General features: G+C 69.8%; 10 protein-coding genes, 1 tRNA gene and 1 pseudogene. 7 read left to right on the plus strand and 5 right to left on the minus strand.

The window, feature by feature from the left end:
• Positions 1 to 4: 4 nt before the first annotated feature.
• On the minus strand, positions 5 to 1,195 hold the full coding sequence (locus AC6F7H_RS11515) for a DUF2786 domain-containing protein (RefSeq protein ID WP_500756884.1): 1,191 nt from the start codon (positions 1,193 to 1,195) through the stop codon (positions 5 to 7).
• Positions 1,196 to 1,301: 106 nt separating this feature from the next.
• Between AC6F7H_RS11515 and AC6F7H_RS11520 the strand changes: the two genes are divergently transcribed.
• Together AC6F7H_RS11520 and AC6F7H_RS11525 are read left to right on the plus strand one after the other, a co-directional pair.
• Complete coding sequence (locus AC6F7H_RS11520; RefSeq protein WP_500756885.1) at positions 1,302 to 2,075, plus strand: Clp protease N-terminal domain-containing protein; 774 nt, start codon at positions 1,302 to 1,304, stop codon at positions 2,073 to 2,075.
• 75 nt (positions 2,076 to 2,150) lie between these two features.
• On the plus strand, positions 2,151 to 3,857 hold the full coding sequence (locus AC6F7H_RS11525; protein WP_500756886.1) for a bifunctional 3'-5' exonuclease/DNA polymerase: 1,707 nt from the start codon (positions 2,151 to 2,153) through the stop codon (positions 3,855 to 3,857).
• A 60-nt stretch (positions 3,858 to 3,917) separates the two neighbouring features.
• On the opposite strand, the gene AC6F7H_RS11530 is transcribed toward AC6F7H_RS11525, so the two are convergent.
• Positions 3,918 to 4,811 carry a glycosyltransferase family 2 protein gene (locus AC6F7H_RS11530; protein WP_500761763.1) on the minus strand — a complete coding sequence of 298 codons (894 nt, stop codon included), beginning with the start codon at positions 4,809 to 4,811 and terminating at the stop codon, positions 3,918 to 3,920.
• Positions 4,812 to 5,097: 286 nt separating this feature from the next.
• Here AC6F7H_RS11530 and AC6F7H_RS11535 point away from each other — a divergent pair, with 286 nt between their 5' ends.
• Together AC6F7H_RS11535 and AC6F7H_RS11540 are read left to right on the plus strand one after the other, a co-directional pair.
• The gene (locus AC6F7H_RS11535; protein WP_500756887.1) at positions 5,098 to 5,340 is read left to right on the plus strand and encodes a type II toxin-antitoxin system VapB family antitoxin; all 243 of its coding nucleotides are present in this window, start codon (positions 5,098 to 5,100) and stop codon (positions 5,338 to 5,340) included.
• Positions 5,340 to 5,759: a PIN domain nuclease gene (locus tag AC6F7H_RS11540; protein WP_500756888.1), complete on the plus strand. Its 420-nt coding sequence runs from the start codon at positions 5,340 to 5,342 to the stop codon at positions 5,757 to 5,759. The genes AC6F7H_RS11535 and AC6F7H_RS11540 overlap by 1 nt, the downstream gene beginning before the upstream one ends.
• Positions 5,760 to 5,902: 143 nt before the next feature.
• On the opposite strand, the gene AC6F7H_RS11545 is transcribed toward AC6F7H_RS11540, so the two are convergent.
• A complete protein-coding gene (locus AC6F7H_RS11545; protein ID WP_500756889.1) occupies positions 5,903 to 7,996 on the minus strand; it encodes a hypothetical protein in 2,094 nt (697 codons plus the stop codon).
• Positions 7,997 to 8,180: 184 nt separating this feature from the next.
• Positions 8,181 to 8,261: pseudogene (locus AC6F7H_RS11550) on the minus strand (hypothetical protein); the annotation flags it as partial.
• 330 nt (positions 8,262 to 8,591) lie between these two features.
• Between AC6F7H_RS11550 and AC6F7H_RS11555 the strand changes: the two are divergent.
• Genes AC6F7H_RS11555 through AC6F7H_RS11565 form a run of 3 tightly spaced genes read left to right on the plus strand, consistent with a single transcriptional unit; the run spans position 8,592 to position 11,730 of the window.
• A complete protein-coding gene (locus AC6F7H_RS11555) occupies positions 8,592 to 9,068 on the plus strand; it encodes a hypothetical protein (RefSeq protein WP_500756890.1) in 477 nt (158 codons plus the stop codon).
• Positions 9,069 to 9,073: 5 nt separating this feature from the next.
• Positions 9,074 to 11,188 (plus strand): hypothetical protein, encoded by a 2,115-nt coding sequence (locus tag AC6F7H_RS11560; RefSeq protein ID WP_500756891.1) that lies wholly within the window; start codon positions 9,074 to 9,076, stop codon positions 11,186 to 11,188.
• Positions 11,185 to 11,730, plus strand: coding sequence for a hypothetical protein (locus AC6F7H_RS11565; RefSeq protein ID WP_500756892.1), 546 nt, complete (start codon positions 11,185 to 11,187; stop codon positions 11,728 to 11,730). Before AC6F7H_RS11560 ends, AC6F7H_RS11565 begins: the two co-directional genes overlap by 4 nt.
• Positions 11,731 to 12,112: 382 nt before the next feature.
• Here the strand turns inward: AC6F7H_RS11565 and AC6F7H_RS11570 are convergent.
• Positions 12,113 to 12,189, minus strand: a tRNA-Thr gene (locus AC6F7H_RS11570).
• Between the last annotated feature and the right edge of the window lie 51 nt (positions 12,190 to 12,240).

Genomic DNA, 12,240 nt, shown 5'->3' on the forward strand with positions numbered 1-12,240 from the left:
CGGTTCAGGGACGCCGTCCGGGAAGCCGTCCGCGCGCTTCGACCTGGGCGGCGTCCGCCGCCCGCGCGCCCTCCTCCCACCCCGCCGCGTCGCTCACCCCGCGCAGCCGGGTGGTCGTCGTCTCCGGGAACAGGCGGTCCAGCCGCTCGGTGACCGCGACGTCGCGGGAGGCGAGCACCGGGAGCGAGTCGTCCGTCAACTGGCTCTCGGCGGCAGCCGCGAGACGTGCGCCCACACGGTGGACGTACGCCGCGAGGAAGGACTGCCGGAAGGTTTTGGTCCGCTTGCGTCCCCCGGCCCGCTGAGCCGCCTCCGCCTTCGCCATGGCCGTACCGGCCTGCACCAGCATTGAGGTGTGGAGGAGTTCGACCGCCTCCAGGTCGGAGGCGAAGCCGACCACGGTGGAGAAGCCGAGGGCCTCGTTCCACACGGCCCGGCAGTGGTTCGCGGTGGCGATCGCGTCCAGCAGCACGGCCTTGGTCTGCTCGTACGGCGGCTCCACCCCTATCCGGCACGCGCCCGGAGCCGTCGCCGAAGGGGCCCGCACCGCGAGCAGCGCCTCGTCGACACTGTGCCGTGCCATCAGCTCCTGCGCCTTGGCGGTGAGGGCCTCCGCCTCCTCCGGGAACCCGGTCGCCTCCGCCTTGGCCAGCAGCGCGCGGATGCGGCCCAGCATGCGGGACTCCGGGTGCCGTTCCCGCGCGGGCGAGCCCGCACCCCCGGCTCTTTCGCTCCCCGCCGCGTCCCCGTCGGGCTCGTCGAGGGGTTCGAGGGCGGGCAGGCGCAGCAGCAGCCGGTACAGCTCCAGTACGGCGGTGGCGTGCGAGAAGCGGTCGGCGCGCCGCGCGGCAGCGGCCTCCCGGTCGCCGCGGTCGCCGAGACGACCGCCGAGATCGCCGAGCTGGGCGTGCCAGCGGGGGCCGCGGGGCCGGTCGTGCGGCGCCTGCGCGCGGATCAGCTCCGAGACCAGCCGTACGTGTACGTCGTCCAGTTCTCGCCGGACGATCCGTACGACGTCGGCGGGCTGCCAGCCGCGCCGCCAGGCCGTCGCCACGAACTCCTCGCCCCGCCGCGCGAGTTCGGCGTCCGCCGCCGGATCGGAGGCGAGCAGGGACGCGCCGGTGTCGAGGGCGTCGTCGGTGGTGGCGTACAGGGCGGCCCGGAAGGCGCGGTCGACGGTGCTGGACGTGCTCACGGGCCGATCGTGCCATGCCCCCCTCTCCCCGCCGAACCCACGACCTGACGCACCCGCTTGTCAACTCGCGGTTGACACCCCCCTACTGTCAACCTACGGTTGACACATGACGACGAACCCCGGCATCAAGTCATCCGTACGCCTCGACGACCTCATCGCGGCCATCAAGAAGGTCCACGAGGAGCCCCTCCGGCAGCTTCAGGACGCGGTGCTCGCGGGAGAGCACCTCGGCGACGTGGCGGACCACCTGATCGGCCACTTCGTGGACCAGGCCCGGCGCTCGGGCGCCTCCTGGACGGACATCGGCAAGAGCATGGGCGTCACCCGGCAGGCGGCCCAGAAGCGTTTCGTGACGAAGGACTCGGCCCCGCTCGACCCGAACGAGGGCTTCCACCGCTACACGCCCCGCGCCCGCAACGTGGTGATGGCCTCGCACAACGAGGCCAAGGCCGCGCGCAACGCCGAGGGCCTGCCCGAGCACCTGGTCCTCGGCCTGCTGGCCGAGCCGGGCAGCCTGGCCGCGAAGGCGATCACCGAGCAGGGCGTCACCCTGGAGGCGGTCCGCGAGGCCGCGGCCGCGCTGCTCCCGCCGCCCGTCGAAGAGGCCCCCGAGCTGGTGCCGTACGGCGCGGCGGCCAAGAAGGTCCTGGAACTCACCTTCCGCGAGGCCCTCCGCCTCGGCCACAACTACGTCGGCACCGAACACCTCCTGCTCGCCCTGCTGGAGCACGAGAACGGCGAGGGCGTCCTCAGCGGCCTCGGCATCGACAAGACCACCACCGAGCGGTACGTCACCGAGATGCTGGCGCAGTTCCTGGAGACCCGGGAACCGGAGGCGGCGGACGGCCGGCCCACGAAGCCCGAGCCCGACCAGGGCTGACCCGGGCATCCGAAGGGCATCCGGGCACAGGGGCGTCGCCAGACCGTTGTCAGACCCCTCTGCCACACTCGCAGCATGGCCGACCGGTGGGCACTCGCTCCGGCCGAGGACGGGGGCGTGGACGTCGCCCCCCTCGGCCCGGACGGGCTGCCCGCCGCTCCGGTGCGGCGGGAGGCGGATCCCGCCGAGGCCGTGCGGAGCCGTCCCGGCGTCACGCGGTGGGTGTGGCGGTCCACCGCCGAGGTCCATCCGCGCCTGCTCGCCGCGGGGGTGCGAGTGGCGCGGTGCCACGACGTCGAGACCGCCGAGACGCTCCTGCTCGGCCACGAGGGGCGGTACGGGGAGCCCCGTTCGGCCGCGGCCGCCCTGGCCCGGTTGCGCGGCGGCCCCGTACCGCCCGATCCGCCGCAGCGCTCGGCCGAGCCGGGCGCGCAGCCGTCCCTCTTCGAACCCCGGGACGCGCACGTACCGCTGGAGGACCTCGTCGCGGTCTACGCCGAGCAGCAGCGCCGGATCGGGGCGACCGCGCATCCGGACAGGATGCGGCTGCTCGTGGCCGCCGAGTCGGCGGGGATGCTCGTCGCCGCCGAGATGAACCGCGCGGGGGTGCCCTGGCGGGCGGACGTGCACCGCGCGGTCCTGCACGACCTCCTCGGCGAGCGGTACGCGGGCGGCGGCGAACCGCGCAGACTCGTCGAACTCGCCGACGAGGTGTCCGCCGCCTTCGGCCGCCGGGTGCGGCCCGACCTGCCCGCCGACGTCGTCAAGGCGTTCGCGCAGGCCGGGATCAAGGTCTCCTCGACCCGCCGGTGGGAGCTCGAGTCGATCGACCATCCGGCGGTCGAGCCGCTGATCGAGTACAAGAAGCTGTACCGCATCCGGGTCGCCCACGGCTGGTCCTGGCTCCAGGACTGGGTGCGCGACGGCCGCTTCCGCCCCGAGTTCCTGGCAGGCGGGACGGTGACGGGCCGTTGGGTGACCAACGGCGGGGGCGCGCTGCAGATCCCCAAGGTGATCCGCCGCGCGGTGGTCGCCGACCCGGGCTGGCGGCTGGTCGTCGCCGACGCCGCCCAGATGGAGCCACGGGTCCTGGCGGCGATCTCCCGCGATCCCGGGCTGATGGAGGTGGCCGGCCGGGAGACCGACCTCTACCAGTCGGTGTCCGACCGCGTCTTCTCCGGCGACCGCGCGCAGGCGAAGCTCGCCGTCCTCGGCGCGGTCTACGGCCAGACCTCCGGCGACGGCCTGAAGAACCTCGCCGCCCTCCGGCGCCGCTTCCCCAAGGCGGTGGCCTACGTCGACGAGGCCGCCCGCGCGGGCGAGGAGGGCAGGCTCGTACGGACCTGGCTGGGCCGCACCTGCCCGCCCGCGGCCCGTGCGACGGACGACGCGGTGGAGGAGGCGGGCATCCCGGTCGCGGCGGGCGCCCCGGCCACGGAGGAGGACCCCGACGCCACCCGGCAGTGGGTGCCGGGTTACGCCTCGACCGACGCCCGCGCGCGGGGCCGCTTCACCCGCAACTTCGTCGTCCAGGGCAGCGCCGCCGACTGGACCCTGCTGCTGCTCGCCGCACTGCGGCAGACCTTGACGGACATGGCCGCCGAACTGGTCTTCTTCCAGCACGACGAGGTGATCGTGCACTGCCCCGAGCAGGAGGCGCAGACGGTGGTGGCGGCGATCCGGGACGCCGCCACCCTGGCGGGCCGGCTGACGTTCGGGCGGACACCGGTGCGGTTCCCGTTCACGACGGCGGTGGTGGAGTGCTACGCGGACGCCAAGTGAGGCCTCGGGGAAGGTGGGAAGTGAGGGCGCCCGGGCGCACGACGGGCTGCGCCCCACCGCTCAGATGACCGGCGGCCGCCCCAGGCGCGTCAGCCGCCACACCGTCCGCCAGCGCATGGCGCGCCGCTCACCGGCCGACTTCCGCAGGCCCTCGGCGAACCCGCCGAACCACGCCCGCAGCCCGGCGACCGACCGGTTCCTGAGCAGGGTGAGCAGCACCCACACCCCGAGATGGACGGGAATGAGCGGGAGGGGCAGCCGCCGACGGACGAGCCACACCCGGTTCCGGGCGTTCACCCGGTAGTAGATGGCGTGCCGGGCGGGTGAGGTCTTCGGGTGCTGGAGCAACAGCTCCGGCGCGTACAGGATCCGCCAGCCCGCGTCGGCCGCGCGCCAGGCCAGGTCGGTCTCCTCGTGCGCGAAGAAGAACGCGGCGGGCCAGTCACCGGTCTCGTCGAGCATCGCCATCCGCAGCCCGTGCCCGCCCCCGAGGAACCCGGTGACGTACCCGCCCTTCATGGGGTCCGACTTTCCGACCCGGGGCACATGCCGCTGCTGCGTCTCCCCCGACTCGTCGGCGATCCGGAACCCGACGATCCCGAGCCGCTCGTCCCCGGCGTACAACTCCCTCACCCGGCGCAGCACATCGGCGTCGACGAGCAGTCCGTCGTCGTCCAGCTCGACGACGACGTCCACGTCCCCGAACTCCCGCAGTCGCGCGATCGCGGCGTTCCGCCCGCCCGGGCAGCCGAGGTTCTCCTCCAGCTCGACGGTGGTCACCTCACCCGGCAGCGACAACCGCCGGGCGAACTCGGGCAGCGGGCACCCGTTGCCCACGATCACGATCCGCGCGGGCGCCACGTCCTGCTTCGCCACCGACTCCAGCAGCGCGTCCACCTCCGCGGGCCGGTTCCCCATGGTCACCACGGCGACAGCGATCCTCAGAGCCTCGATGCCCCCCACCTCCTTGAACACCCACGGCCGACGACTGACGCGCGATGCTAGCCGTTCACGGCAAGGACTTGTCGAATACGTCTTCCCGTACGCGTTTTCTCAACAAAGCCCGGATGATTCCCGCCGGCTCCGACGGAACCCCTGCCCGCTGACGAGGAGCGGGGGACGCCGCGGATCGACGTGACGTGCGGGACGAGGATGTCATCGCCCCACACTCCGCTAAGCGATATCGATTCACCGCGAAAAGCGATATCGTTTGAGCTGTCCGAGCATTCGAGGAGGCAACATGGCCAGGACAGTCATCGATCTCGACGAAGCCATGGTGGCCGAAGCCATGCGCATCTTCGGCACCAAAACGAAGGCCCAAGCCGTGCGGCTCGCCATGGAGGACGCCGTCAAGCGCCATCTGCGGCAAGAGGGCTTCGACGCCATGGACGCCGGCGAGTTCGACTTCAGCGAGATCGTCGAGAGCACAGGCCCCCGCAACGCTGATGGGACCCTCAAGCGCGAAGGCGGCCGGGCCGCCTGATGCAAGATCGCTATCTGATCGACAAGTCCGCTCTCGCTCGCTGGACGAAACCCGGCGTCAGGAAGGTACTCAAGCCGCTCCACGAGCGCTACCTGCTTGCCGTCTGCCAGCCCACCGAGTACGAGATGATCCACTCGGCCCGGGACAGATCAGAGGCCACCCGGATCAGCACGTGGCTCCGCGCCTTCGACTACCTTCACAGCACGGACGACGCCTTCATCCGCGCGTTGGAGGTGCAGCGTCACGCGCTCAACGCGGGTTTCCATCGCGCGCTGTCGCTCCCCGACCTTCTCATCGCCGCCACAGCGGAGCTGAACCGATTGACGGTTCTCCACTACGACAGCGATTTCGACATGATCGCTTCCCTCACCAGCCAACCCACCGAGTGGGTCGTCCCACCGGGCAGCGCCGACCGATGAGTGCTCGCCCATAAACCCGTTGCCCGCAGGCTGTCCCGTGAACCAGCCACCCCACCACCCTCGTCCAGGCGGATCGGACCATACACAGGGCCGGAGCCCACTCCTCTCACCTGGTGTTCGCAGGACGGACGGTGTCGCTCCGGTCAGCGGCGTCGCTTGCGGGTGTTCTTGCCGGCGGGGCGCCCGCGCTTGCGGGAGCGGCCGATACGGGCGGCGGGAGCGCGCAGCGCCCGGGCCGCCAGCTGCCTGAGCTCGTCGAGTCCGGCCCGGTCCGGGTGCGCGGAGTCCAGCGCGGCGGCGACCGCCTCCCTGACCTCGGGGCCCTGGGCGCGCAGCGCCTCCTCGGCGCCGTCCCGGCCGCCCGCCAGCTCCACGAGCTGAAGCAGGCTCTCGGCGAGCACCAGCAGGTGCTCGGCATCGGTCATGTCCTCGGGAGACAGCAGTTCACGCTGCGCCAGCGCGTTCAGCGCCGGCGGCGCCAACCGGCTGTCACCACGCAGCCGTCGTAGCAGCCGCTCGCCCTCACCGTCCGGCAACGCCACCTGCAGCACGTCGAGCATCGCCTGCGCACGGGTGCGGAAGGCCATGGCCCCTACAGCGTCCGTCAGTTGCCGCAGAGCGGCCTCCCGCTCCCCGCGGGCCGAAAGCCAGCCGGCCAGCTCCACACGGGCGGTGTCCAGGTCGTAGTCCTCGGCCAGTGCCCCCAGCAGACCGGCCGCCGGCGCCTGAACCAGCTCACCGACCAACGGCGCGTCCCGGCCGACCGCCAACAGCCGCTGCCGTACGGCCCGGGTGCCCAGTCCGGTGAGACGGATGAGCTCCACCGGCCCCGCCGTCAGCTCTTCACGCCGGGCATCGGCACGCTCCTGCGCCGCCGGGTCCGCTGCCGCCCCCGCGACCCCCAGCAGCTCCGCAAGCTCCGGTGGCGTGTCCGCGGGCAGTTCGGGTCCGGCATCGGGGAGATCGACGTCCAGGAACACCGGATCGGCCATCCCCTGGTCACGCTCGATCGCCCCCAGGTCGTCCAGCACGTCGAGCACCGTACGCAGGTCCCGGTCGGCGTGCTCGAACCACATCCGGTGCCGGAGGTCCGACCCGCCGTCCAGCTGGAAGCGGGCCCGGTAGGCCAGGTGCACGGAGTCGCGCAGCCGTGGCCAGGGCATCGGGTACGGCAGGCTGTAGAGCGTGTTCAGCACATCTTCCAGCACGTCCTCGTAGGCGTCGAACAGCATCGACTCGACGTGCCAGCCGCTGCGCGGCCCGATCAGGGCCCGCCGCAGCTCGAAGCACGCGTCGAAGGCGCGCAACCACAGCTGAAGCGGGTCGGCCAGCACCGGCCGGGCCCTGGCCACCGCGTACAACCGTCCCTTGGCCACCCGGACCAGCCGCGCCTTCTTCGCCCACTCCACCAGCAGCCCCAGCCGTGGCAGGTCGGCCGACGAACGCACGCCCTCGGTCTTGTCGCCGGTGCTCAGTGCATCCACCAGCTCGCGGGCGTCCGCCATCCGCAGCCGTCCCGTGCCCGTCACCGCCCGGCCGCCCTGCCCCGCCCACTCAGCCAGCCCGCGCAACTGCGACACGATCGCCGACGCCTCGGCCCGTCGCCGCAACTCGTCGTCCATGGGGAGCGTCACGGGCAGCTGCGGTGCGGCCCGGGCCGAACCGGACAGCGCGCGGCCGGTCAGCCGCCGTTCCATGATCGCGTCGAGGGTCCGCTGATCGTAGACGACCTCCCCGCGCTGCGCCCGGTCCGCGAAACGCTGCAACGCCGCCCCGTCCCGGATGTCCACGCCCTGCTCGGCGGCTGTCGTCATCCAGTACTTCGCCAGGCCCCAGCGGGCGCGGTCCGCCATCGCCACCGGGTACCGTTCCGCGGCCGCGTCGACCGCGGCGAGGGAGTCCTCGAGTACGGGACCGCGCGGGTCCGCCAACTGCATGGCGTGCAGACAGCGCAGCAACGTGCGCAATGTGCCCGGGGCGTCGCCGCGTTCCTCCCCGGGGAGTTCGGTGACCTGCTGGGGAAGCCAGGAGAGGAGCAGTTCCTCCACGTGCCGCGGCTCCCACCACCCGAGTCGGCCGTCGACGGTCGCCCGGTGCCGGTACTCCAGCGTCGCCTCGGCCAGGAAGGCGTCCACCGGCAGGCCCTGCTCCCCGGCCCACCGGACCAGCCGGTCGACCAGCAACGCGCACGCCGCCTCGAACTCCTCCTCCGCCTCGGCCTCGAACCGCATCCGCATGAACCCGCCCGCCCCACTTGCCCGCAGTGCCTTGTGTCACACCACGCTACCGTCCCGCCACACCCCGGCTCGCTGAGTCCGCGTGGAAGCCGCGCCCGATCAGGTCCGGTGCCGGTGCGGCCTTGGAGTCCTGCCGGGTCAGACTGCGCCGCCCGGTGCGCCGGCTGTGCCCGGCGATGCCGTGCTACCGCGTGATCCGCTCGACGCGCTTGTTGTTCACCAGCCAGCCCTGGCGGCGCAGTTCGGCCGTGACCCAGGGCACCCCATAGGCGCCTCCTCGGAGGCGAGGTGGATGACGGTCCCGGACCCGTGGACCTCAGTCGGCTTCCCAGCGAACGTCGGCAACAGAGGCGGGCGCCCGCCCGTGTGACCGAGGCCGAGGAGCGGCCAGGGGCCGGAGGGTGCGTGAACGGGACTTCCCGGCTCTGAAGGCCGGCCCCCGGAGGGGCGCGTCCTCATGGACTGTGAAGACGCCGTGCACAAGGGCGGTGTCTGAGTGACGTCGTGTTACCGCATGAAAGAGTGTTCGATGCTGGTTGGACGGACGCCGGTGTCCGTCTGGCGGAAGTCGCATACGGGGAGGGGGCTCGTCCGCATGGCGTGGGACGAATGGGAGCAGATCAAGGCCGAGGTCGCCCAGAAGCAGGCGACGTCGATGCAGTTGAACGGGATCGCTCCCGACACGGGCCATGGTGGCGGAGGCGTGTCACCGGACCTGGTGGTGCATGACGACCAGTTGGGCAAGCTCGGGAACATGGCCTACGACCTGCGCGAACGGCTGGCGGTGGACGGCGACGTCGCGCGGCCGAGCACCTTCACCGCATCCATCGATCTCTTCAACGACGGCCTGGACACGGGCTCCGCGCTCACCGAACTGCACGACGCGTGGAGCACCCAGCTGGGCACCCTGAAGGAGGCGTGCGCCCACATCTCCAACCACCTGGACTTCACACGGGCCCAGCACGCGAAGGACGAGGACCACGTCGTGACCGGCATGCGGAACGCGGCGGGTCACCTGATGACGGTGTCGCGGATCAACGACTACTACGCTCCGAAGTCCGCGGAGGCATGAGACTGATGGCGACGGACATGCTGACCGTGCAGGAACTCAACGACCTGCGCCTGGGCACCCTGAAGACCTCGGTGGACGACTGGCGGACCATGGTCGACCGACTGGAGAAGCTGGCCACTGGCGGTGACGGCCAGGTCAGCGCGAGGGATCTGCAGAAGAAGGCCAACGCGGCGGACTGGGTGGGCGTCAACGCCACGGTGTCACGGCAGTTCGTGACCAGGACCGCGGCGCAGTTCGACGACGCGGCCTCCGAGGCCAAGAGCGTGCTCGCCATCCTGAGCGACGCGCACGCCGCGTTCACGCAGCACAAGCAGGACCTGCGGACCGCGATCGACGAACTGGCGAAGCGCAGCATCCATGTCAACGGCAACGGGAGTGTGATCGCCTCGGTACCCTCTCCCGCGGCCGCGGGGAAGGCCGACATCCCCAGGCCGACGGACCAGGAGCTGGAGGTCGCGCAGCGCAGGATCACCAGGATCCTGTGGGAGGCGACCGAGACCGACCGTATCGCCGCCCGCGCCCTGCGTCTGCTCGCCAAGGACAAGTACGACTTCACCGACCAGGGTTCGACCGGGCTGGAAGACGCCGACCACGACCAGGGCAGGGCAGACGCCGAGTACTGGCGCAAGGAGATCGCCAAGGGCAACGTCGAGGACTGGAGCGAGGAGGAACTGGCCCGCTTCAACGAGACGTTGAAGAACCAGCGGGACAACCCCGGCTTCACCGAGACCCTCGCCCTCGACCTGGGCGCGGACGGCACGCTCCAGTTCTGGCGCGACCTGGCCGACCCCGGCCAGGGCAGGACGCCCGACGGCGATCGCGCCAAGCTCCTCGGTGACGTCCAGAAGAACCTCAGCATGTCTCTCGCCGGCGCCTCCCACAGCACCTCACCGGAGATGGAGGCGTGGAAGAAGGACCTGATCGCCGCCGGCGGCAAGCTGTACGGGCACGAGGGCATCATGGCGAAGACGTACGGCTTCCAGATCATGAGCAACCTCATGGTCAAGGGGAAGTTCGACGAGGGCTTCCTGGACGACTACTACAAGGGCCTGCGCACCTTCGAGGCGGAGAAGAAACCCTTCGATCCCGCCTCGATCTGGGGCAACCCCGCCCTCGGAGGGGCCCAGCTCGACTACACGGCCAAGGGGCCCGACGGCGACTACGGAACAACCGGCAGCGACCCGATGGCCGGCTTCCTCAAGGCCGTCTCCCACAACCCTGACTACGCCACCGAGCTGTTCAACCGCGAGGACGCGGCCGACTACCTCCTCACGGAGCGCGAGTACTACGACGAGGACGACCCCTACGGCAAGGGCGACGGCACGGTCCAGTCCCGCGACGCGCTCGGCAAGGCATTGCTGGCAGCGGGCACCGGCTTGAACCCGGACCAGCCACACGTCGTCACGTCGTACGACCACACCGACGCACAGCGACAGGTCTTCGACGGCACCCTGAGACGCCTGGCCGCCAAGGGCGACGACTTCCCGCCCGAACTGCGGGACGACATGGCAGTGCTCCTGGGGAACTGGGGAGCAGACGTTCACCAGACCGCCAGTGAGTTGGATCCCGACGAAGGACCACTCGACTACGAGGACCTGCTAGAGGTGTCCAAGCAGGTCTCGCGTGACCAGTATGCCTACGGCACGCTGATGGAGAACGTAAATCAAGCCATTATCGCTGACATCCATGCGGAACATAAAGGCGACCCGAAAGAAGAGCTCATCCGAGCAGGACACACCGTCGGGTTCATGGAGTCCGTCCGTTACCACGCTCTGGATACCGACAAGGAGGACCCTTCTTGGCCGGCGAAGTGGGGCTATCACGTGGTCGGTGGCGCGGCCAATTTCATACCGGTGGTCGGTGATGCAGTGCAGCGAGGAGTGGATTCCGCGGCCTACGCCTGGCAACTGGAAGAGCAAGGCCGCATCGATGATGAACTTTCCATAGACAATAGGGAAACTTTCGCTTCGCGCATAAAATACCTGAATGCGCTGGGCGAGGAATGGTCTCGCGTTAATCCCGATCACGAACTGTCCGCGGACGGGGATGAGCTACTGCGGCAGGCAGCGATCGGAAATAGCGCCTTCAATGGGAACGACACTGCAAACAGGATGGCATGAATCACTCCACGATGAAAATCAGAACGCTACGTGCATCACTTCTGCTGACATCGAGCCTTACAGCTCTACTGGTTTCAACTACTGGGTGCAGCTCCACCGGGTACGAAATTCCCACAACGATTTGCGGCAGGGCAATCGATCCGTCCGCACTGCAGCCCTTGCTGCCCTCCGGGCAGAACTTCGAGGCCCGGCATCGGATTTCCGAAGAAGACCAGTCAGCATGCTTCATCCTTGTAGACAAGGCCGACGCACTCATAATCAGCGAAATTCGAGACCAAAACAGATTCGACGTCATGGAATTCACGAAACAGAATCGCAGATCTTCCGACAATCCCAGAAAATCCGAGGTTGGCGACGACACCGTGACTTCCGATGACTGGCTCATATCGATGAACGCCTGCACAGGGCGCGGAGCGGGGGACTACTACGTTCTGGATGTGTCCATGGCCCGAGGGGCAGGCGAGGCGAAGCCCCAGGAACTCGAGCGATTTACCCAGTCGTATCTGCCGGAAGGGATGAAGAGAATGGGTTGCACAGAGTGACTCCACGCCGGTAACGATGCGGCACTCACGGTATGGTCTTGGCGATGACTGCCTGCGCCAACCGCACGGACCGGTTCTCGGCCTCCTACCTGCCGGGGGCCGCAAGGCAAGCAACGGGCTGCACCACGTGAGGCGGCGTCGCGACATAAGGCGGCCGAGCCAGGTCGCGTTCGAAGTTGATGCCCCGTGGGCCAAGCCGTCCAAGGTGACCTTTTCGGACGAGTCGATCGATACCGAACCCACAGGTCATCTCCCCCGTCGGCCGGTGGTCGCACGCGCGAGGACTTGTTGGCGCTCATCGGGTTGATCCGAGGGGAACTCCACCATGCCCCGAGCAACAGAGAACCCCCAGGTCAGTGACTACCTGACCTGGGGGTTCCGGTGGAGCCGCCTTCGGGATTCGAACCCGAGACCTACGCATTACGAGTGCGTTGCTCTGGCCATCTGAGCTAAGGCGGCGTGCGCTGTCGGCACCATGGTGCGATCAGCGACGTCGGTAAGTCTACACAG

The sequence above is a fragment of the Streptomyces sp. MMS24-W38 genome (assembly GCF_059889265.1).

Coding starts and splice junctions, on each gene's coding strand:
- AC6F7H_RS11540 (WP_500756888.1), top strand. CDS start 5,340: ATGCAAGATCGCTATCTGATCGACAAGTCCGCTCTCGCTCGCTGGACG.
- AC6F7H_RS11535 (WP_500756887.1), top strand. CDS start 5,098: ATGGCCAGGACAGTCATCGATCTCGACGAAGCCATGGTGGCCGAAGCC.
- AC6F7H_RS11545 (WP_500756889.1), bottom strand. CDS start 7,996: ATGCGGATGCGGTTCGAGGCCGAGGCGGAGGAGGAGTTCGAGGCGGCG.
- AC6F7H_RS11565 (WP_500756892.1), top strand. CDS start 11,185: ATGAATCACTCCACGATGAAAATCAGAACGCTACGTGCATCACTTCTG.
- AC6F7H_RS11560 (WP_500756891.1), top strand. CDS start 9,074: ATGGCGACGGACATGCTGACCGTGCAGGAACTCAACGACCTGCGCCTG.
- AC6F7H_RS11525 (WP_500756886.1), top strand. CDS start 2,151: ATGGCCGACCGGTGGGCACTCGCTCCGGCCGAGGACGGGGGCGTGGAC.
- AC6F7H_RS11555 (WP_500756890.1), top strand. CDS start 8,592: ATGGCGTGGGACGAATGGGAGCAGATCAAGGCCGAGGTCGCCCAGAAG.
- AC6F7H_RS11520 (WP_500756885.1), top strand. CDS start 1,302: ATGACGACGAACCCCGGCATCAAGTCATCCGTACGCCTCGACGACCTC.